Annotated in this window: 11 protein-coding genes; all 11 read left to right on the top strand. The window is 49.7% G+C overall.

From position 1 onward, the window contains the following. Position 1 precedes the first annotated feature (1 nt). The 11 genes from KW844_RS08850 to KW844_RS08800 are packed head-to-tail and all read left to right on the top strand — an operon-like array spanning position 2 to position 23,031. On the top strand, positions 2-3,190 hold the full coding sequence (locus tag KW844_RS08850) for a SusC/RagA family TonB-linked outer membrane protein (RefSeq protein ID WP_218376352.1): 3,189 nt from the start codon (positions 2-4) through the stop codon (positions 3,188-3,190). 32 nt (positions 3,191-3,222) lie between these two features. Beyond that, the gene (locus KW844_RS08845; protein WP_218376351.1) at positions 3,223-5,040 is read left to right on the top strand and encodes a RagB/SusD family nutrient uptake outer membrane protein; all 1,818 of its coding nucleotides are present in this window, start codon (positions 3,223-3,225) and stop codon (positions 5,038-5,040) included. A gap of 25 nt (positions 5,041-5,065) precedes the next feature. Then, on the top strand, positions 5,066-5,980 hold the full coding sequence (locus tag KW844_RS08840; RefSeq protein WP_218376350.1) for a hypothetical protein: 915 nt from the start codon (positions 5,066-5,068) through the stop codon (positions 5,978-5,980). Positions 5,981-6,029: 49 nt separating this feature from the next. Continuing rightward, positions 6,030-7,673 (top strand): polysaccharide lyase family 1 protein, encoded by a 1,644-nt coding sequence (locus KW844_RS08835; protein ID WP_218376349.1) that lies wholly within the window; start codon positions 6,030-6,032, stop codon positions 7,671-7,673. Positions 7,674-7,708: 35 nt separating this feature from the next. Then, positions 7,709-10,825 (top strand): DUF6298 domain-containing protein, encoded by a 3,117-nt coding sequence (locus KW844_RS08830; RefSeq protein ID WP_255578308.1) that lies wholly within the window; start codon positions 7,709-7,711, stop codon positions 10,823-10,825. 9 nt (positions 10,826-10,834) lie between these two features. Next, positions 10,835-12,196 carry a glycoside hydrolase family 140 protein gene (locus KW844_RS08825; protein ID WP_218376348.1) on the top strand — a complete coding sequence of 454 codons (1,362 nt, stop codon included), beginning with the start codon at positions 10,835-10,837 and terminating at the stop codon, positions 12,194-12,196. A 9-nt stretch (positions 12,197-12,205) separates the two neighbouring features. Then, positions 12,206-13,126 (top strand): glycoside hydrolase family 43 protein, encoded by a 921-nt coding sequence (locus tag KW844_RS08820; protein WP_218376347.1) that lies wholly within the window; start codon positions 12,206-12,208, stop codon positions 13,124-13,126. Then, the gene (locus tag KW844_RS08815; RefSeq protein WP_255578307.1) at positions 13,123-14,946 is read left to right on the top strand and encodes an exo-alpha-sialidase; all 1,824 of its coding nucleotides are present in this window, start codon (positions 13,123-13,125) and stop codon (positions 14,944-14,946) included. The genes KW844_RS08820 and KW844_RS08815 overlap by 4 nt, the downstream gene beginning before the upstream one ends. Beyond that, the gene (locus KW844_RS08810) at positions 14,943-16,481 is read left to right on the top strand and encodes a glycosyl hydrolase family 65 protein (protein WP_255578306.1); all 1,539 of its coding nucleotides are present in this window, start codon (positions 14,943-14,945) and stop codon (positions 16,479-16,481) included. Before KW844_RS08815 ends, KW844_RS08810 begins: the two co-directional genes overlap by 4 nt. 14 nt (positions 16,482-16,495) lie before the next feature. Then, the gene (locus KW844_RS08805; RefSeq protein WP_255578305.1) at positions 16,496-19,231 is read left to right on the top strand and encodes a glycoside hydrolase family 2 TIM barrel-domain containing protein; all 2,736 of its coding nucleotides are present in this window, start codon (positions 16,496-16,498) and stop codon (positions 19,229-19,231) included. After that, positions 19,228-23,031, top strand: coding sequence for a family 78 glycoside hydrolase catalytic domain (locus KW844_RS08800; RefSeq protein WP_218376345.1), 3,804 nt, complete (start codon positions 19,228-19,230; stop codon positions 23,029-23,031). The genes KW844_RS08805 and KW844_RS08800 overlap by 4 nt, the downstream gene beginning before the upstream one ends. Positions 23,032-23,046 lie beyond the last annotated feature (15 nt).

Here is a 23,046-nt window from a genome sequence, read left to right as displayed (position 1 = left end):
AATGAATTGCATACGTTACATTAAACCGTTGCTGTTACTATTGTTATTGGTAAGCACGCTACCTGTGGCCGCACAGGAACGTACGATTACTGGTACCATCAAAGACCAGAAAACCGGCGAACTGATCGTGGGTGCCACCGTAAGGGTAAAAAACAATACCATTGCCACCACCACCAGTCCGGATGGTAAGTTTACCCTTAAAGTACCTTCCGCAGAAGCTGTGGTGATGATATCCCACCTCGGTTATACGTTTTATGAAACAAAAGCCGCCAATCTCCCCGCCACCATTATGCTGGCTCCTTCAGAAAGAGGAGTAGGCGAAGTGGTAGTAGTAGGGTATGGCAGTAAAAAGAAAGCAGACCTGTTGGGTGCCATTGCCAACATCAAAGGCTCAGAGGTGGAAGACCTGCCGGTGGCCAACCTCGGTAGTGCGCTGATCAACAGGGTGCCAGGGGTAAGCGTAAGCTACTCCTCCGGTAAACCAGGATCTACCACCAACATCAATATCCGTAACTCCATGACCTTCCCTGGTTCTACGGCATCCACCACACAACCATTGTATGTGATCGATGGTATCATTGTAAACCCTACAACCTATAATCAGTCTCCCAACCCGGATTTCTTTGAAAACCTGGATGCGAGCCAGATTGAAGATATTACTTTCTTAAAAGACGCTTCCGCAGCCATTTACGGTGCTGCCGGTGCAAAAGGTGTGGTACTCATTACAACCAAAAAAGGGAAAATAGGTAAACCAAGAATTACCTACAACGGCTACCTCGGTACCTCTACAGAGGCCGTGAAAACTAAAAGTCTGACCCCATACCAGCACGGTAAAATGCTGAACGACGGTTGGGAAGCCAATAACTCTGCCTATTCCAACCGCTTCTCTGAGGCAGATCTGGAAAAGCTGAAGGCCATGCCCGACCGCTCCTGGTACGATGAGTTCTGGAAGCCCGGAAATGTAATGCGCCATACACTCAATGTATCCGGAGGCTCCGACCGCGTTACCTTCTTTGCTGGCGGTAGCTACTACGACGAAGGTGGTAACTACGGTGATATCAAAGTGAAAAAATATAGTGTGCGTGGTTCGATTGATGCTAAAATCATTGATGGACTAACAGCCAACATCAGCTTCTCTTCCGACTTTAACCAGGAGTACAGGGGAACCGCGAAAGGAGCCAATGCCGAAACGGATGATCAAACCATCCGCGCGTTATACCTGACGCCTAAATGGGTGCCCACCTCCGTGCAGGGCATTCCTGTGCCGTTTAACGGTCCAAACCCGCCGGGTAACTGGAGCCTGCTCGGATTGCTGAACTCAGGCAACTATACCCGCAACAAATCCCAGGGGCTCAGCACCAATGCTTCCCTCGACTATAGACCTAATTTCATCAAAGGCTTGTCCGCCAGGGTGCAGTTTGGATTGCTGAACAGAAATAATATGGACAAGCAATACTACCCAACCTACCAGGTGGGCAACGTCTGGAAAACAGGTTATAGCAATAACGGTCTCCTATACTCGGATTCCATTATTGCAACCTCGCCATGGGTTACTATTACTAACAATGATCAACTGTCAGAAGGTTCTACCATCTCCAGCAGCTATCAGCTGATTGGTACGCTGAACTATGCCAGGACTATTGGTCAGCACGATTTTGGTGTGTTAGTAGCTTTTGATCAGAGTGAGGCAGAAGCGCGTAATATCTTTCTTACCAAAACCAAACAGCTGGTGATGGGGGTTGATGAGTTCTGGGCATTCAGTGATGATCCTACAACGGTGGCAACCCTGCAATCTGTGATTCGTAATCCACAGGCCACACAGTTTGCAAAACGTTCCTACATCAGCCGTGTAAACTACACGTTCGCCAATAAATACCTGGTAGAATTTATAGGTCGTTTGGACGCCTCTTCCAACTTTGCACCTGATAAACGCTGGGGATTCTTTCCAACAGTAGGTTTGGGCTGGAGGGTGAGTGAGGAAGACTTCTTCAGAGATAATGTGAGATTCATCGATAACCTGAAACTACGTGCCATGGTTGGGGTAGTAGGTGAGGACCGCGTATCCAACAAAACCTATGTGAACAGGTTTACCCAAACCACCGGTATGCTCTTTGGTTCTGCCTTCACGAATGGGTTAGACCCGAGCATTTATCCTAACCCGGCAGCTACCTGGGAAAAGGCCCGTACCGTTAACGTAGGTTTTGATCTCTCTATGTTAAGATCTAAACTCAATATCACTGCCGATTTCTATCACCGTTATACCTATGATGCCTTTAACCAGCTGGATGTGAGCATTGTGCCAATGAGCTCTGGTCTGATAACGGCTGTGCAAAACTACGGAAGGGCAATTTCTTACGGTGCAGAGTTTGGCATCGGTTACCGGGATAATATCAACCGTGACTGGGGCTTTTCTGCTGATGTGAACTTTGCCGTGACCAATAGCATGATTTTGCAACAGTATTATAGTCCTGCTACGCTGGGACTGTTTGGTGAAGATGGTATCGAAAACCCGATCGGCAAAAATCCAAAAATCTATAACGGTAACAACTTCGGTTACATTGCTACCGGCATACTCCGTTCACAGGATGAAGTAGAAGCGATTCTGGCAAAGAATCCGAACTATACCATCGGTGGGCAGAAGCCACAGGTGGGCTTTATGAACTATGAGGATGTAAACCACGACGGCAAAATTGATGATAATGATATCACGCTGATGTACGATCGTACGGCACCAATTGTTGGATTTGGTATCACACTGGGCGTAACCTATCGTCAGTTTAAATTACAGACTAACCTGAATCTTTCCATCGGCGGTAAGGCCTTCTATGATTCAGAAGCTAAGAAAGCACCTACCACCACGCAAAACGCACCATCTTTCTGGAATGACCACTGGACACCGGAAAACCCGAATGCGAAGTATCCGCGTGCAGACGCACCGCTGATTAAGGAGAGCTCCACTTTCTGGGCAGTAAATGGTACCCAGTGCCGTATCAACAACGCTGTATTGTCGTACGCACTGCCTAAGGACCTCGTTACCAGGTGGAAAATTCCGGATCTGCGTGTAATGGTAACCGGTACCAATCTCTGGAGTATCGTTAATCCATTAAAGTATAAGGATCCATACACCAGCAACTTTGCCTCATATCCTACACTCCGGACTATTTCTGTAGGTATTGGTGCCAGTCTGTAAACCGACATTTACGCACGTTAACAACCACGAATATGAAGTTACTCAAACATATCATAAAGCCTTTAGCCACTGCGGGCGTTTTCTCTGCAATGCTGCTGACTTCCTGCAATAAAAATTTCTTTGAAATTGAAGATCCTAACGGGATTGAAGATGAGGTGATGTGGGAAAGTGAGGGCGCTGTAGGCCTGTATCTGAACCGGGCCTACGCGATGATTATCCCGAAATGGCCAACAGTAGGAGGTATCCACAACTCCTCTGATGAAACCAATAACATTAATGCCGACTTCATGTACGGCAGATTGACGGAGAATTCTGTAACGGATATCGGTACTTCTTCCGGCCTTACGGCTAACCGTTATGCAGATATTCGTCGCTGTAACACGGGGATAGAAGGTATAAATTCCAGTAAAACACTACCACAGGCCTCCCGCAATCTCCTGAAGTCGCAGTTCTATTTCCTGCGTGCCTACGCTTATTTTAACCTCGTGCGTTTATACGGAGGTGTGCCATTAGTGTTGAAAGCACAAGGACAGGCAGACGATGACCTGCAGGTAGCGCGTAGTAAAACCAGTGAATGTGTAGCACAGATAGCGGCAGACTGTGATTCGGCAGCTGCTTATCTGCCGGCTAAATGGACCGGCAACGACGTTGGCCGTGCCACCCGTGCCGCAGCACTCGCCGTAAAAGCAAAAATATTATTGTACTGGGCCAGCCCGCAATTTAATATCGGTAATGTAAGCTCCCGCTGGGAAGCTGCCTACACCGCCAGCAAGGCCGCCTATACAGCCTGTGTGAATGACGGATATAGCCTGATCCCGAGTTATGGCAATCTTTTTATTCAGGAAGACAACTCGGAAATTTTGCTGGTGAGGAAATATACCAATACCAAGGACCTGGGTGTCAATACCGAACAGATTACCCGTCCTTTTTCTGAAACGGTGAGTGGCGGCGGTTCTAATCAACCTACCTGGAATCTGGTGAAAGCCTACACTATGAGTAACGGTTTGCCGATCACCGACAGCAGGTCTAAATATGACACCGTAATATTCTGGCAAAATCGTGATCCAAGGTTTAAAGCGACAATTTCCTATAATGGAGACGTTTGGCCCCTCAGCGGAAAGGCTGGCAGAATTCAATATTCCTACAAAGGCGTAGCGGAAGAATCACCTTCTACGATCGTAACCGGTTTTTATTGTAAACGACTCTGTAATCCAAGCATCAGCGCAGCACAGGCTGCCTATAACTCTAACAGTGGCGGTGGCAGCGGAATGGACTGGATAGAAATGCGCTTCGCCGAAGTGATTCTTAACCTGGCAGAATGTGCCAACGAAACCGGTAAACTGGCGGAAGCTAAAGATATGGTGCGACTGATCCGTAAACGCGCCGGTATCGTCAATGAAGCGGATTATGACTATGGCCTGAGCATCGCCACTGACGTGATTTCTATGCGGAAGCTGCTGCTGAATGAAAGACAAATTGAATTCGCTTTTGAAGGTATGCGCTACCACGACCTCAGGAGAACCCGCAACCTGGGAATCATGACAAACCGCGAGTCACTTATTCCAACACCCATCAGCCCGTATGTGGGTGGTACCGGTACTGATGCGACAAAAATCTACCTGGATAGGGTATATCCTTCCGGTGTTAAACCTCGCGATACCCTCAACCTGCAAAATCCGGATACCTACCGCAGGGTGCTGCAACTGGCACCGGCATCGCTGGAAGGTGCGGATGCGATCAGCATGCCGGATAAATACTACGTATATCCGTTACCGACAACCTTTACCAGAACTCCTATCATTCAGCAAACCAACGGTTGGTCTGGTGGTACTTTTGACCCATTCCAATAATCGATCACTGTAAAACAGCATGATTATGAAAAAATATTTAATCGGTGCCGCCTGCATTCTGGGAATACTATCCGCCTGTGAAAAAGAAGTAGATCCCGTTGATGGCAATTATGCTACCGTAACTTTGAAAGGTGGTGAAAAAGCTGTTACCGGCGATATATCAGTGAATCCCGGCGACAGCATTACTTTCGATTTTAGCATCCAGACACAGCGGGTGATGAAGTACGTTGGGATTCAGAAAAATCCCGTGAACCAGACAGCTTTTGTAGTAAGGGATACACTCAAAACACAGGAAAACAGGTACAGTGCTATAATAAAAATAAAAGCAGATACCACGAATGGCACCTTCCTCTATCGCATAGTTGCACACGATTCTGTAGGTACGTATATTGGTTCCAGGGATATCACCATCACTGTAAATCCCGACTTTTACTACTATACCGTGCGTATGCTGAGGGTCCCTGATACCACTGCCAAAACCAATACCTGCTATATGGCTGCTACTACAGGAGAAGTGTTTAGCTATACCACCGGTGCCGCCAATTCAGCAAAAATTGATTTTGGTATCATGTATGATACTACCGCTTCGTCCACTCCATCCACTACCGACGATCTGAGATTCTGCCTGTATTCACTGAATGCACCCCAAGGCCAGATTCCTTTTTATGATCTGACGAGCTGGACTAAAAATAATACCATCATGAAAAAGGCCACCAGCCCTGCTTTTAATAGGCTGTTGTCTGCCGGTGATCTCAAGGCCGCGGGAAAAACAAATCTCGCATCCGGTACCAGTACCAGGATCACCCAGCTGGCCTCCGGCAACCTGGTGTTTTTTAGAACGGCCTCCGGCAAAAACGGATGCCTGCTGATTAACTACGCCAACGGGACATCTCCTGCGATGACAAGTTATGTGAACGTAGATGTAAAAATAGAACGATAATTAATATCTTCCGAATACACAATTTTCCGGTGAAATGAAAACAGTCGTAATGAAAAAAGAAGTTCTCCGTCTGGCATTGATAACAACTGTTGGACTATGTGTGGCATCGCATGCAAAAGCACAGTATCCGCAAATCCCTGCTGATGTGCAGCACTCCGCTGATTCACTGATGCGGGCAGCGGTAGCGCATTCCGATTCGGCATGGGCCATTGCCTGGCCCATCATAGAAGAGGAGGCAAAACATGGTAAGCCATTTATCCCCTGGGCTAGTCGGGTAGATGAACTCCCGCAAGCTACAGTGGCCGCGTTCCCGGGCGCCGAAGGCGGCGGTAAATTCTCCTTCGGTGGCCGTGGTGGTAAAGTGTATGTAGTCACCAACCTGAACGACGACGGACCTGGCAGTCTGCGCTGGGCCTGCGAACAAGGGGGTGCCCGTACCATCGTGTTTAATGTAGCCGGTATTATACGGCTCAAAACACCACTGATGATCCGGGCACCTTACATCACCATTGCCGGACAAACAGCACCGGGTGATGGCGTGTGCATTGCCGGAGAAAGCGTGTGGATCAACACCCACGACGTGATCATCCGCTACATGCGCTTCCGCCGCGGTGAAACCTGGGTAGGCAGAAGGGATGACGCCATAGGCGGTAATCCCATCGGCAACATCATGATCGACCATGTTTCCGCCACCTGGGGACTGGACGAGAACATGAGCATGTACCGTCACATGTATAACGACAGCACCGGAAAAATTGAAGATAAATTCCCAACGGTAAATATCACCATTCAAAACTCCATCTTCGGCGAAGCACTGGACACCTGGAACCACGCTTTTGGGAGTACGCTGGGCGGCGAAAACTGTACCTTCATGCGTAACCTCTGGGCCAATAATGCTGGCCGTAACCCTTCTGTAGGCTGGAACGGCGTGTTCAACTTTGTCAACAACGTCGTGTTTAACTGGGTACACCGCAGCATTGATGGCGGCGATTACCGCGCACAGTTTAACATTATCAACAACTACTTCAAACCAGGACCAGCCACTCCTAAAAATACCGTAGGCCATCGTATACTGAAGCCTGAAAGCGGCCGCAGTAAGCTGAAGTATAAGGTTTATGGCCGCGCCTATGTAAACGGCAATATCATGGAAGGCTACCCCGAGATCACCAAAAATAACTGGAACGGCGGGGTGCAGGTAGAGGAAGAAAATAACGCCGGTGAATATATGTCGAAAATACAATGGCCCACTTCATTGCCGATGGCTAAAATCACCATTCTCTCAGCAGAAGAAGCGAAGAAGTACGTGCTGGCAAATGCCGGCGCCACGTTGCCCCGGCGCGATGCAGTGGATAGCCGCATCGTCAACGATGTAGCTACCGGCAAAATTACCTGGGACCCTAAAGTAACACCGCCTGCAACGCAGTTTAAACATCGCCGCTTGCCGCTGGATTCCTATAAAATTGGTATCATTACTGACCCCAGTCAGGTAGGCGGTTATCCGGAGTACAAAGGCACACCGTATAAGGACAGCGATAACGATGGCATGCCGGACGATTACGAAAAAAAGAAGGGCCTGAATCCTGATAACGCTGCTGATGCCACGCAATATGCAAAATCCGGTAACGGCTATACGAATATTGAATTGTATCTCGACAGCGTAGTGCCACTGGCCAATGTGACGCCGGGCAAATAAGGAATATTTTTAAACGTGTAATGATAAAGGTGCGCATGTTAATTAGAGAGAAACTGGCGCTGATAGCGGGTATATGCCTGCTATCAGCTGCTTCGTCTTATGCCCAGAAGAAACCGAAGCCGGTGCCGCCAATTGCTTTTGCGCAAGGCCGGCTGCAATATGTCCCGGATTCGTTGGGCAACCGTATCCCGGATTTTTCCTACAGCGGTTATAAAGCCGGGGAGGCGGCTATTCCAGACGTTGCGGTGAAGGTGGTGGTGCCATTGCAAAGCGGAGATGCCACCCGTCGAATACAGGCAGCTATTGATTATGTCAGCAAGCTACCACTGTCTAAAGAAGGCAGGCGTGGCGCCGTGCTATTGCAGCCCGGGAATTATGAGGTGGATGGTAGTCTGCTGTTGCATACACCTGGTGTAGTACTCCGTGGCAGCGGTTTTGCCGCTGGCGGGACTATCATCACCGGTACCGGCAAAGGGCGGGAAACGCTGATCCGCATCGAGGGGAAAGATGATAAGGTACTATTGGATAGCACCACCATTACGGACGACTACGCACCCGTTAATGCACGTACCCTGAAGGTAGCCGCTGATAAAGGCTTGCATACCGGGGATCTTGTCGTAATCACCCGCTCGGGCACCCAGGCCTGGATCACGGACCTGGGCACGGATCATTTTGGCGGAGGCATTACCTCGCTGGGATGGAAGCCGGGCCAGCGTAACATCAGCTGGATCAGAACGATTACAAACACCAGTAATAGCACCATTTCTATTGATGCACCTATTACGACTGCTATAGAGAAAAAATATGGATACGCCACCCTGGCTACTTTTAGCTGGCCGGGGCGTATTCATAACTGTGGTATTGAAAACCTGCAATTGGTGTCCACCTTTGCTGCAGCTAATCCAAAGGATGAAGACCACCGCTGGATGGGCATTACCATGGATAATGTCCGGGATGCCTGGGTGCGCCAGGTGACCTTTTCCCACTTCGCAGGCAGCGCAGTAGCCTTGTATGAAAACGCTGCGCGCATCACAGTGGAAGATTGCATCTCCCTAAATCCCATTTCAGAAATAGGAGGGGAGAGAAGAAATACCTTTTTTACAGCAGGGCAGCAAACCCTTTTCCAGCGCTGCTATGCGGAAAATGGTATCCATGATTTTGTGACCGGTTTTTGTGCTCCAGGGCCTAATGCGTTTGTACAATGTGAGTCGAGCCGCCCTTTCAGCTTCAGCGGAGGCCTTGATAGCTGGGCTTCCGGTGTGTTATTTGATGTGGTGTATGTAGATGGTAATGCCATCAGTATGCTGAACCGAGGTCAGGATGGACAAGGCGCCGGCTGGAATATGGCTAATTCCGTACTCTGGAATTGCAGCGCCGCACGGATCGACTGCTATGCACCACCATCCGCACAAAACTGGGCGCTGGGCTCCTGGAGCCAGTTTGCAGGCAATGGTTACTGGGGGGAGTCCAACAACAGCATTGAGCCCAGGAGTCTTTACTACCAGCAATTAAAAGAACGTATAGGCGTAGACGATATTTCCCGGCAGTTAATGCTCATCGAAACCGATGCCAGCAGCAGTCCTTCTGCTGCCACTGCGGCCCAGCTCACGGCGGCCGCCACCACACCCGCCAAAACACTGAAATCATTTATATACGAAGCGGCACGGCGTAATCCAATTAGCGTAAAAGCTACTGGTATCAAAGCAATAGACCAGCTGGTAACTATTCCGGCCAAAGTAACTCCTGCTGCTACTAACGCTATTCACCTGCAATATGGTTGGCTGGTAAGTAATAATGCTGTTGCCGGCGGCCGCCGCATCAGCGTGCCCTGGTGGAATGGTAACGCCAGGGTATATGCCCGGCAAGCTGCAGGGCCAGCCATCACCCGCTTTGTGCCAGGGCGTACCGGGCGCGGCTGGACAGACGACCTGACCTCACTCGTGGATACAATGCAACTGCGCAACACCATAGCAGTGGAACAAAACTACGGCCTCTGGTACGATCGCCGCCGCGATGACCATGAACGCATCCGCCGCATGGATGGCGATGTATGGGCGCCCTTTTATGAGCTGCCCTTCGCCAGAACAGGCCGGGATACCGCCTGGGACGGACTTAGTAAATATGACCTGAGCACCTACAACCACTGGTATTGGAGCCGCCTGAAACAATATGCAGATCTGGCCGATCAGCGTGGGCTGCTGCTGGTACACCAAATGTATTTTCAACATAACATCATCGAAGCAGGCGCCCACTATGCGGATTTTCCGTGGCGCACCGCCAATAATATCAACGATGCAGGCTTCCCGGAACCAGTACCCTATGCTGGCGATAAACGCATATTTATGGCGGAGCAATTTTATGATACTACCCATCCGGTACGCCGGAACCTGCATCAGCAGTACATCCGGCAATGCCTTAATAATTTTGCCGCCAACACTGGCGTGATACAACTGATAGGCGAGGAGTTTACCGGGCCGCTGCATTTTGTGCAGTTCTGGCTCAATACCATCCGCAGCTGGGAAGCAGAAAAGAATAAACGACCGCTGATAGGTCTCAGTACTACCGGGGATGTGCAGGATGCGATTCTGAATGATCCGGCGTATAATAGGCTGATAGACGTGATAGACATCCGCTACTGGTACTACCAGGCAAACGGTACCGCCTACACGCCGCAGGGAGGCCAGAACCTGGCACCACGGCAGCATGCGCGACTCCTTAAGCCCAAAAGTACTTCTGCAGAACAGGTATACCGCGCCGTGCTGGAATACAAACTGAAATTCCCGGACAAAGCAGTGATCTATTCTGCCGACGCTGCGGATAAATTCGGATGGGCGGTGTTAATGGCCGGAGGCTCACTGCCAGCGCTACCCGCAACGGATAAACGATTTTTGCAGGCAGCAGCTGTTATGCAGCCCGTTGCCACTACCGACGGGCAATGGGTGCTTGCAGGCGAGGCCGGAAGTATCATTTATACTGCTAACAGCAGTGTCAGCGCAGACCTTAGCACCCAAAGCGGGCGATATAATATTTACTGGATCAATACCAATACCGGTGAATTACAGTCTCCCAAAGAAACAGTGCAGGCGGGCAAAATTATACAGCTGAATAAACCCGCCAACGGCAACTGGGCATTGTGGTTGGAAAAAAAATAATAATCTGCTATGAAAAAATGGTTACTGGCAATAGGAATTTTCGTTTGTACGTACACGTTAAAGGCACAAGCTCCATTACCCTTAAAGGTTTCAGATAATAAACATTTTCTGGTAACAGCAGATGGTAAACCGTTCTTCTGGCTCGGTGATACAGGCTGGCTGTTGTTTGTAAAATGCAAACGCGAAGAAGCCGTGAAGTACCTGGATACCCGCCAACAACAAGGGTTTAACGTGATACAGGTGATGGTGCTGCATGATGTGAGGAAGGCGAAGAATGCCTACGGCGATTCCGCCCTCATCAACGGCGACGTGTCCAAACCAAATATCTCCACAGATAAAAATAATTACTGGAACCATATCAGCTTCGTCATCGATGAAGCAGCCAAACGCGGGATGTACATCGCACTGGTGCCTGTTTGGGGCAGCAATGTGAAGTCGGGCTACGTAACGCCGGCACAGGCAGCCACCTACGCCCGCTTCCTCACGGAGAAATACGGCGCCAAGCCCAACATCATCTGGATGAATGGTGGCGATATTCGCGCCACAGAAGGCATGGAAGTATGGGAAACACTCGGCAAAACGATAAAACAAAATGATCCGCAGCACCTGGTGACCTACCATCCGAGAGGACGCTATTCTTCTTCTGAATGGTTTCATAGCGCACCGTGGCTGGATTTCAATATGTTCCAAAGTGGCCACCGCACCTATGCGCAGGACACCAGTATCAGCGATAAGCACCACTTTGGCGAGGATAACTGGAGGTATGTGGACAACGATTATAAGCTGCAACCCCTCAAGCCCGTGCTGGATGGGGAACCCTCCTATGAAAATATTCCGCATGGCCTGCACGATAGCCTGGAGATCCGCTGGAATGCTGCCGACCTTCGCCGGTACGGCTACTGGAGCGTGTTTGCCGGTGGAGCCGGATTTACCTATGGTGAAAATGCCGTGATGCAGTTTCACCGCAAAGGAGATGCAGACGCCAATTACGGCGTGAATATGGATTGGGAACCAGCGATGCTTAGTGCGGGTGCCGCACAAATGCAGTACCTGAAAAAATTGGTGTTGTCCCGTTCCTACCTCGACCGTAAACCAGCACCGGAGCTGCTGCCGGAGAATAGCGGTTCCCAATACGAGCATCTGGTAGCTACCAAGGGAAAGGACTACGCTTACGTATACACGTTTACAGGTAAGCCATTTAAGGTGGATCAGTCAAAACTGGGTTTTGTGGTGGAAAAAGCTGCCTGGTATGATCCTTCCAGCGGAAAATATACAAATGCCACATTGAATAAAAGAGCCACTATCACTCCTTACACGCCGCCAGCGCGCAGGCAGCATGGTAACGACTGGGTGTTAGTGCTGGAAAAATAACGTCTGCCTATGCCTAAACAATTGACATACCTACTGGTGGGATTACTGATAATCCTGGCATCCTGTTCGCAAAAGGCCTACCTTTTTACGTCTTTCCAGGAACCGGCCACAGACGGACTTAGGCTCCTGTATTCCTACAATGGGTATACCTGGAAGGATATGGATACCGTATTCCTGAAACCTGGGGTAGGTACGCAAAAGGTAATGCGTGATCCCTCCATGGTACAAGGACCCGACGGAACTTTTTACCTCGTATGGACCAGCAGCTGGCGTGGTGATAAGGGCTTTGGCCATGCCACCTCCAAAGACCTGCTGCACTGGTCGGAGCAGGGGCTGCTGCCCATCATGAATGAAACAGAGGCAGTGAACGTATGGGCGCCTGAACTCTTTTACGATAAAGAGAGCGACGATATGAAAGTAGTGTGGGCCGCCTGCATTCCCGGCAAATTCCCGAAAGGGCAGGAGGAAGATAGTAATAATCACCGGCTGTACTACACGCACACAAAGGATTTGAGGGCTTTTGGGAGATGTGAATTGTTTTTTGATCCGGGGTATAGTGTAATCGATGCCGTTATTGTGCAACAGTCCAAAAACAAATATGTATTAGTGTTTAAGGACAATACCCGCCCGGAGCGGGATCTGAAAGTGGCGCATGGCAGCAGTCCGCTGGGACCATGGAGTAATATTTCAGCTCCTTTCACGGACAAGCTCACCGAAGGCCCGTCAGTAGTGAAGCTCAAAAATAGGTGGCTCATCTACTACGATGCCTACGGCAAAAAAACATATGAAGCCGTAGAAACCCGCGACTTCCTTACATTTCAGCCACCAGCGCATCAAATAGAATTGCCGGAAGGGCACAAGCACGGCACCATTGTGCCGGTGAAAAAGAAACTAGTAAAAGACCTGTTGAAACAACTCGGAAAACCATGAAGCTGATCAGCAACAGAAACCTGCTGCTATCCATGTGTATGTTGCCTTTGCTGGCAGCAGCACAGGATACGGTACGTTATACCGGAACCACGTTATCAAATGTAGACTATCACCATGGTCAGCTGCAACCCGCCATAGGTGTACATAATATCCAGACTATGCGGGCTAACCGGGCCGATACCGGCGTTACCAGGTGGACGTATAATCACGCGCCCATGCTCGCATACTGGAATAATCACTTCTACCTGGAATACCTCAGCAATCCCGTTGGAGAACATGTGCCACCTGGCAGAACTTTGCTGCAATGGTCCCGGGATGGCTACCAATGGAACACGCCGGTAGTCCTGTTCCCGGAGTATAAAATTCCGGATGGCTTTGTAAAACCTGGTCGTACGGACACTGCCAAAAATAACCTGGCGGTAATGCACCAGCGTATTGGCTTTTATACTGCTACATCCAATAGATTGTTTGCCCTCGCTTATTACGGCATTGCCCTGGGGCAGAAAGATGATCCCAATGATGGTAACGGGGTCGGTCGCGTGATCCGGGAAATAAAGCAGGATGGCAGCTTCGGGCCGATCTACTTCCTCCGTTACAACCATAATTTCAACGAAAAAAATACCAGCTACCCGTTTTATAAATCATCGAAAGATAAAGGCCTGGTGGCAGCCTGTGAAGAAATTTTGCATAACGGCCTGCTCATGCAGCAGATGGTGGAGGAGTCGGACAGAAACGATGAGCTGATCCCATTAAAGAAAGATTTTAAAGCACTCAGTTATTACCACCTGCCGGATGGTCGCGCTGTAGGCCTCTGGAAATATGCACTCACCAGCATTTCCACGAACGAAGGCCAGACCTGGCAATATAATCCCACCCGCGCTCCCGGCTTTGTGAATGCCAATGCCAAGATCTGGGGGCAGCGTACCTCAGATGGTAAGTATGCCACCGTTTACAACCCTTCAGAATTTCGTTGGCCCCTGGCCGTTAGTACCAGCACGGATGGATTAACCTATAATAATTTGTTATTGGTTAACGGGGAGATATCAGCCCTGCGCTACGGCGGCGCCTATAAAAGTTACGGCCCGCAGTATGTGAGGGGTATCCAGGAAATGGACGGGCATCCGCCCGATAGCAATATGTGGGTGACTTATAGTATGAATAAGGAGGATATCTGGATTAGTAAGATACCAGTGCCGGTGACCGGGAAACAAACAGCAGATGTGCAGGAGGTATTTGCGGACATGCAGCCACATCAAGCCTTACGCTATTGGAACCTATACAGTCCGCTGTGGTGCAGGGTGGCTATGCAAGGCCAGGCATTGGTGCTGGCCGACAGCGACCCATTTGACTATGCAAAAGCAGAACGGGTATTCCCCGAAGCAACGAAAGTTACATTGGCATTTGGCCTGACACCATTGCAAACAAATACCGGCACCCTTGAAATAGAAGTTACCGATCCTAAAGGTACGCCCTGCCTGCGTTTGCTGCTGGATTCTACCGGTACCGTATGTACGAAACAAGGATACCGTAATCGCAGTATCGGAAAGTATAAGGCGGGAGAGCAACTGCATATCACCCTGGAGCTTAACACCAGCACCCGGTTTTATACGGTGAAAATTAATGATGCAAAACCGGTGCTGAACGTTTATTTCGCGCCGGTAGCCACAGTTAACCGCATCGTATTTCGTACAGGGCATACTGTTAGGTTCCCGGATGCGGATACGCCAACAGACCAGGATTACGATCTGCCAGGGGCAGACAGTAAGGCGCCGGAAGCACGCTATCAGATTCATTACCTGAAAACCACCACCCAGCCATGATGCGGAGAATACTGGTTGCTTTATTACTGATGTCCGGCGTGGCGGATGCGCAGTCGAAATACGCCGGGAAGCCAATGGTGCTGCGCTTTGCAGACTATAAACATTATGTTTCCTACTTCAATACCATGGAGGATGAAAATATAAAACAGGCAATACCAAATGACAGCGCCTGGGCCTGGATGCAGCAAAATATTCCCCTGTTCGACTGCCCGCAGCAGAACTTTGAAGAGTTATATTATTACCGCTGGTGGACCTTGCGCAAGCATATCAGGAAAACCGAAAAAGGTTTCGTGTTTACAGAGTTCCTGATCCAGCGCTCGTACGCGGATAAGTATAACCTCATTTCCAGTGCGTTAGGACATCATATCTACGAATCCAGATGGCTGCATAACCCGCAGTACATGAATGATAACCTGCACGTATGGTACAGGGCCAATAACGGCGGGCCTTTGAAAAAGCTGCGTTTCTACAGTAGCTGGAATATCGATGCCATTTATAATCGCTACCTGGTGAATAATGATGCGGCATTTGTGCAGAACCTGTTGCCTGACCTGGAAAAAGATTACAGTGCCTGGGAACAGGAGCGCCGCCTGCCTTCCGGGCTGTTCTGGCAATATGATGTGCGCGACGCTATGGAGGAAACTATCAGTGGTGGCCGGAAAGAAAAGAATGCCAGGCCTTCCATTAATAGTTATATGTACGGCAATGCCCGCGCACTGGCCGCCATTGCCGGTCTCGGTGGAGCCACGGATAAAGCCGCCTTGTATAACAGCAAGGCAGATACGATAAAGCAACTGGTACAATCCAAACTATGGCATACTGACCATCAGTTTTTTGAAGTGTTGAAAGAAGCGGACACCTTATCAGGGGTAAAAGAAGAAATCGGGTTTATTCCCTGGTACTTCCACCTGCCGGATGCCTCGTACAACGTGGCCTGGCGCAGTTTAACGGATGCAAAAACCTTTTGCGCCCCCTTTGGTATCACTACGGCGGACCGGAGTCACCCGGCATTCCGGAGCCACGGCTGTTGTAAATGTGAGTGGGATGGTGCTGTATGGCCTTTTGCCACTGCACAAACTTTAACAGCCCTGGCCATTGTGCTGAACAGCGGCCGGCAAACCGATATCGCAGACAGCAATTACTTTAAGTTATTACAAACCTATGTGGAGTCGCAGTACTACCGTGGCCGTCCCTACATCGGTGAATACCTGGACGAAAAAACAGGCTACTGGCTCAAAGGAGATGAGGAGCGGAGTCGCTACTATAACCACTCCACCTTCAATGACCTGATCATTACCGGGCTGGTTGGCCTGCGTCCTTCCCCAGGCAACGAGGTAACTATACATCCCCTTCTGCCTGCCGGTACCTGGGACTGGTTCTGCCTGGATAATGTGCTGTATCACGGCAAATATATCACCATCATCTGGGATAAGGACGGTACTAAATATAAGAAGGGAAAAGGGTTCAGCTGTTGGGTCAATGGTAAAAAAGTAGCTGCGGCGCCTGCGCTGCAGCCCATCACAGGCAAGCTATGAGGAAACACTGGTATTTGATTTTATGGTTACAATTGTTGCTGCTGCCTGCCATGGCGCAGCAAACGGAAAAGGTATATCTCAGTGGTACCGGTAGTAACGATGCGGTCAACTGGCAATTTTACTGCACCGCAGGGATGAACGCCGGTACATGGACCACCATCCCCGTGCCCTCCTGTTGGGAGTTACAGGGCTTTGGAAAATATAACTACGGCTTCGCGAAAGACACTGTGCGTGGTAAAGAATCAGGCTTGTACAAATACAGTTTTGAGGTGCCGGCTCAATGGAAAAATAAGGTCATCAACCTGGTATTCGAAGGGGTAATGACCGATGCCACCGTTAAAATCAATGGCAAGTCTGCCGGTGTTATACACCAGGGAGCCTTCTATGCATTTAAGTACGACATTACTTCATTACTGCAATACGGCAAAAAGAATACGCTGGAAGTAAAGGTAGATAAGCATTCCGCTAATGAATCGGTAAACGCAGCGGAGCGCCGGGGCGACTACTGGATCTTTGGCGGTATATTCCGGCCAGTGTGGCTGGAGGTACTACCGGCCACGCATATACGTAAGGTAAGCATCAATGCTGCAGCGGATGGTGCTTTTGCTGCATCAGTAACCACAGCGCAGCAGGGCGATAGCCTTGTGGTCACTATTTTTGATCAGGACAACAAAGTATTTGGCAGTACCACCGGCCGTAAAACCCCCGATGGCTTTGTGGTAAATGCCCGCTTTGCCTCGCCGGTGCTGTGGAATCCCGAGGCGCCGTACCGATATAAGGTCAACTTCTCCCTATATAAAAATAGCCAGCTGCAACATACCATAAGTGAGCATGTTGGATTCAGAACGGTGGAACTGAAACAACGGGATGGCATATACGTAAATGGTGTGAAAGTGAAAATGAAGGGTGTCAACAGGCACTCCTTCCGGCCGGAAACCGGGCGTACGTTGAGTCGCCTTAACAGCCTGGAAGATGTGCAGCTGATCAAAGACATGAACATGAACGCCGTGCGCATGAGTCACTACCCGCCAGACGATCACTTCCTGGATGCCTGTGACTCACTCGGCCTGTTTGTAATGGACGAACTGGCAGGCTGGCATGGCCAATATGATACGCCTACCGGTACAAAACTGTTGCAGGAAATGATGGACCATGACCGTAATCACCCCTCGGTAGTGATGTGGGCCAACGGCAACGAAGGTGGCCATAACCGCGACCTGGACTCCCTGTTTTACGCCTGGGACCCGCAGCAGCGGCCGCTGGTACATCCATGGGAGTTGTTTAACGGTATCGAAACGCAGCACTACAGGGAGTATAACTATGGCATCGGTAACTATAACGATGGCCGGGAAATCGTGATGCCCACCGAATTCCTGCACGGCCAGTTTGATGGTGGCCACGGTGCAGGACTGGCCGATTACTGGGAGCAAATGTGGCATGAGCCACTCAGCGCCGGAGGTTTCCTCTGGGATTTTGCCGACCAGGGAGTGGTACGTACAGACCTGCACGATTCCCTGGATACCGACAAGCACCGAGGCGCCGATGGCATCGTAGGCCCACATCATGAAAAAGAAGCCAGCTATTATAGCATCAAGGAAATCTGGAGCCCGGTATTTATAGGAAGAAGAGAAATTGCCCCAGGTTTTGATGGCCGGTTTACACTGGAGAATCGCTATCACTACACCAATCTGCAGCAATGCAGCTTTAGCTGGACGCTGAGACGCCTTGCCTCCGGACAGGAATTAAAAGGCACCGCCACCGCACCGGATATTGCACCGCTCCAGCAAGGGATACTGCAAATAAAGTTGCCGGACGACTGGGTCAATTATGATGTTTTGCAACTACATGTTTCGGATAGCCATGACCGTGAGATCATGGCTCATTCCTATCCGGTACGCCGCCCTGCACAGGTAGCTGCGGATATTGTATCCCTTTCAGGAAATAACAACATCAATACCTCGCAAAATGATTCATTGCTCACTATAACAGTATCAGATGTTAAGCTGACATTTAATACGAATAATGGGTTACTTACCAAAGTGAGCAATGCAAAAGGTGATATACCTTTTACCACTGGTCCTTTAATTGTTGAAGGGACAAATAATTTTGCTAATTTATCGCGGCGCGAAGAAAACGGGCAGCTGATACTGGAATCAGCCTTCCTTAAAAAGGATGCCTTTAATACCATCCGCTGGACGATTTACCCTTCCGGATGGATCAGGCTCGACCTGCACTATTTTCCTGCGGCTTACTTTACAAACTATGCAGGTGCCAGTTTTAGCTTTCCGGAATCCGCCATCACCGGCGTGACCTATATGGGCGACGGACCTTACCGCGTTTGGAAAAACCGTCGCAAAGGCGTACAGCTGGGCATTTGGAATAAGGCGTATAACAATACGGAAACAGGCGAATATCCATGGGTGTATCCTGAATTCAAAGGCTATCACGCAAACCTTTACTGGGCGCAGTTCCATATGAAGGGTAATAGTTTCCGCGTGGTGAGCGCTACAGAAAATGTGTTCCTCCGGTTGTTTACACCAGCCTGGAAAACAGATCAGTGGCACAACTACGAGCCGCTGTTTCCTCCCGGAGATATTTCGTTTATGCAAGGAATCAGCAGTATCGGTACTAAAACACAACGCAATGAAACCACCGGGCCAATGGGCGCTAAAAATATTTTTTACGATTATGAAAAAGAGCCTTCCCGGGCTTTATCTATGACTTTATATTTTGATTTTTCCGGTAAATGAAAAGAATAACTTTCCAACTGACAATGCTGCTGATAGGTCTCTGCTGCGCGGCACAGGTATTTGCACAGGTGAGAATTCAGCAGCTACGCTGCGAATCGCTCCAAAATCCTGCAGGCATAGCTGTTACCACGCCCCGGCTTAGCTGGCAGCTGCAATCTGCCCAGCGGGATGTGGAACAAACAGCCTACCAGGTATTGGTTGCTTCCTCCAAAGCGCTGCTCGATAAAAATCAGGGCGACCTCTGGAACAGCGGCGTGGTGCAATCCGATGCCACCCTGCATATTCCCTATGCAGGCAAACAGCCGGTAAGCACACAGCAATGCTTTTGGAAAGTGAAGTCGTGGACCAACAAGGGACAAACCGCCTGGAGTGCCCCGGCTACCTGGAGTATGGGCCTGCTGCGTGATGCAGACTGGAAAGCAGTTTGGATCGGCTATGATCATGCATCCCCGTTTGACAGTATCTCCCAATGGTCCAGGTTATCCGCCCGCTATTTCAGAAAGGCATTTACCACCAAAGGACCGGTAAAACGAGCCACTGTCTATGTTTCCGGGCTTGGCGTTTACGAGCTTAACATCAACGGCAAACGCATTAACAGCTACGGTTTAACACCTGCACCTACTGACTTCAGTAAAACAGTGTTGTATAATACTTTTGATGTTACGGGAGATATTAAAGCCGCCAATGTGATATCCACCGCGGTGGGCAATGGTCGCTATTTCACGATGCGCCAGAATTACAAACCCGCCAAGCACGCTACTTACGGATTTCCTAAGCTGATCCTTCAGCTGGAAATTGAATATGCCAACGGAGAAAAGCAGATAGTAGCCACTGATCAATCCTGGAAACTGAATGTAGACGGGCCTATCAGGACCAATAACGATTATGACGGAGAAGAATATGATGCTACAAAAGAATGGACCAAATGGCAACTCCCTGGCTTTAATGATCATGCCTGGCTGCAGCCGGAACTGGTAGCAGCACCGGAAGGTAAGCTCACTGCGCAAATGATCCCGCCGGTGAAGGTAATGCAAACGATCAAACCTGTATCAATTAAGCAATTGAGTACAGGGAGATATATACTGGATATGGGGCAGAACTTCGCGGGCTGGCTGCGTATAAAAGTCAACGGTAAGCGGGGAGAGGTAGTGACCCTTAAATTCGCAGAGAGCCTCCAACCGGACGGACAACTGTACGTCGCCAACCTACGGGACGCCAGGGTAACGGACAAGTATACACTAAAAGGCGGTGGACCCGAAAGCTGGCAGCCCACCTTCGTATATCACGGCTTTCGCTACGTAGAAATAACCGGGTTTCCCGGAACGCCCACCATCAAGGATTTTGAAGGACAGGTGCTTTATGACGACATGACCACCACCGGTACCTTCGAATGTTCCGATCCCATTATCAACGCAGTTCACAAAAACGCCTGGTGGGGCATCGCCTCCAACTACAAAGGTATGCCCATGGATTGCCCGCAGCGTAATGAACGCCAGCCCTGGCTGGGCGACCGTGCCACCGGGGCAGGAGGCGAGGCTTTCCTGTTCAATAACGCCGCACTTTACGCCAAATGGCTCCAGGATATTGAGGACGCCCAAACACCGGAAGGGTCCATCCCGGATGTAGCCCCGGCCTACTGGAGATACTACTCAGATAACATCACCTGGCCCGGCACCTACCTCATGGTAGCCGATATGCTCTACCGCCAGTACGGCGATCAACAGGCGATTGTACGGCATTACCCGTCCATGAAAAAGTGGATGGACTATATGAAAAATAAATACCTGAAAAATGGTATCATGACCAAGGATAAATATGGCGACTGGTGCGTGCCTCCGGAAAACCTGACCAGTATTCATTCGAAGGACAGTACCCGCACCACCAACGGTCAGCTGCTTTCCACCGCCACCTATTACTATCTCCTCGGTATGATGGAAAGCTTTGCCACCATCGCCCACCAGGAAGGGGATATTGCAGGCTATCAGCAACAACGCGACTCAGTACGCAGCGCGTTCAATAACAAGTTTTACCGCGCCGACAAAAAGTACTACGACAATAACACCGTTACCGCTAACCTGCTGCCATTGTACTTTGGCATGGTGCCGGAAGGGCAGGAGGAAGCCGTGTTTAACAGTCTCTATACCAAAATTAAGATCACCGATAAAATGCATATCAGTACCGGTGTGATCGGTACCCAGTGGCTGTTGCGTGGCCTCAGCCATTTTCAGCGCAGTGATATTGCATTTACACTTGCCGGCAATGATACTTATCCCAGCTGGGGCTATATGGTTAAAAACGGCGCTACTACTATCTGGGAGCTCTGGAACGGTAATACCGCCAACCCGGAAATGAACTCGCAAAATCATGTGATGCTGCTGGGCGACTACCTGATATGGCTATACGAAAATCTGGCAGGTATTAAATCAGATAATAACGCCATCGCCTTTAAGCACCTCGTGATGAAACCTGAAAACATTGACGGGCTTGACTTCGTGAAGGCTACCTATCAAAGTGCTTATGGCACCATTGCCAGCAGCTGGAAAAAAAGGATACAACAGTTCTCCTGGCAAATCAGTATTCCGGCAAATACTTCCGCTACGGTATACATTCCTGCCAACGATCCTGAAGGTATCACAGAAAGTGGTAAACCGCTGGCCATAGCCACTGGTGTGCGTTTCCTTCGTATGGAAGGCCGCTATGCGGTGCTGGAGTTGCGTTCAGGTACCTATAACCTGGTCGCTGATTTTAATTTCAGAAAAGGTATAGTGAGAGATGAATTTATTTTCCGCAGGGCTAGTTTCCCGGAAAGTCACGCCGCTACCATCGCGCAAACCACTGATGGTTTAGTGGCTGCCTGGTTTGGCGGTACCAAGGAAGGCTTCAAGGATGTATGCATCTGGACCAGTCACTTCAAAGATGGCACCTGGACAGCCCCGGTAATGGTGGCTGACGGCGTTTTAAACGACTCCACCCGCCATGCCTGCTATAATCCCGTGTTGTATTATACACCATCAAAAGAACTACTCCTGTTCTATAAAATAGGTCCTAACGTTGCCGGCTGGACCGGCTGGATGATGCGCTCCCGCGATAACGGTAAAACCTGGAGTAAACGGGAAGCCCTGCCGGAAGGATTCCTCGGACCCATCAAAAACAAACCGGTACTACTGGATGGTAAGCTCATCTGCCCATCCAGCACTGAGAAAGACGGTTGGAGAGCTCACCTGGAAATTACTACCGACTACGGTAAAACCTGGACTAAAACCCTCCCCCTCAATGATGGTAAAACTGTGAGCGCCATTCAGCCATCCCTGCTAACCTACGCTGATGGCCGGTGGCAGATCATGTGTCGCAGTAAAAACAGGACCATTAACGAAAGCTGGAGTACCGACCATGGTAAAACATGGAGCACTATGACTGCTTCCTCCTTACCCAATAACAACTCCGGCACGGACGCTGTTACCTTAAAAGACGGCCGCCAATTACTGGTGTACAATCACGTGAAACCCGCTGCTGACCTGAAAAACGGCAAAGGTGCCCGTACACCGCTCAATGTGGCCATTTCAAAAGATGGTAAAAACTGGAGCGCAGCCCTTGTGCTGGAAGATTCCCCCGTGAGCCAGTATTCCTACCCGTCAGTTATACAAACTACTGATGGGCTGGTACATATCGTTTACACCTGGCGCCGCGAACGCATTAAGCACATCGTGGTAGACCCGGCAAAGCTGGAACTGAAACCAATTGTAAATGAACAATGGCCCGGCTTCCACCCGGATGATGCCAACAATGCCTCCGAAGAATAATTTAAAATATCCGTT

Source organism: Chitinophaga sp. sic0106 (assembly GCF_019219075.1).
GTDB lineage: Bacteria > Bacteroidota > Bacteroidia > Chitinophagales > Chitinophagaceae > Chitinophaga.
Note: the sequence above shows the minus strand (reverse complement) of the source record. Positions and strands in the feature narration are given on the sequence as shown.

What these genes read in the sequence shown, in the direction of transcription:
- KW844_RS08835 (WP_218376349.1), top strand. Translation starts at nt 6,030, where the DNA reads ATGAAAAAAGAAGTTCTCCGTCTGGCATTGATAACAACTGTTGGACTA.
- KW844_RS08825 (WP_218376348.1), top strand. Translation starts at nt 10,835, where the DNA reads ATGAAAAAATGGTTACTGGCAATAGGAATTTTCGTTTGTACGTACACG.
- KW844_RS08810 (WP_255578306.1), top strand. Translation starts at nt 14,943, where the DNA reads ATGATGCGGAGAATACTGGTTGCTTTATTACTGATGTCCGGCGTGGCG.
- KW844_RS08815 (WP_255578307.1), top strand. Translation starts at nt 13,123, where the DNA reads ATGAAGCTGATCAGCAACAGAAACCTGCTGCTATCCATGTGTATGTTG.
- KW844_RS08845 (WP_218376351.1), top strand. Translation starts at nt 3,223, where the DNA reads ATGAAGTTACTCAAACATATCATAAAGCCTTTAGCCACTGCGGGCGTT.
- KW844_RS08840 (WP_218376350.1), top strand. Translation starts at nt 5,066, where the DNA reads ATGAAAAAATATTTAATCGGTGCCGCCTGCATTCTGGGAATACTATCC.
- KW844_RS08830 (WP_255578308.1), top strand. Translation starts at nt 7,709, where the DNA reads ATGTTAATTAGAGAGAAACTGGCGCTGATAGCGGGTATATGCCTGCTA.
- KW844_RS08800 (WP_218376345.1), top strand. Translation starts at nt 19,228, where the DNA reads ATGAAAAGAATAACTTTCCAACTGACAATGCTGCTGATAGGTCTCTGC.
- KW844_RS08850 (WP_218376352.1), top strand. Translation starts at nt 2, where the DNA reads ATGAATTGCATACGTTACATTAAACCGTTGCTGTTACTATTGTTATTG.
- KW844_RS08820 (WP_218376347.1), top strand. Translation starts at nt 12,206, where the DNA reads ATGCCTAAACAATTGACATACCTACTGGTGGGATTACTGATAATCCTG.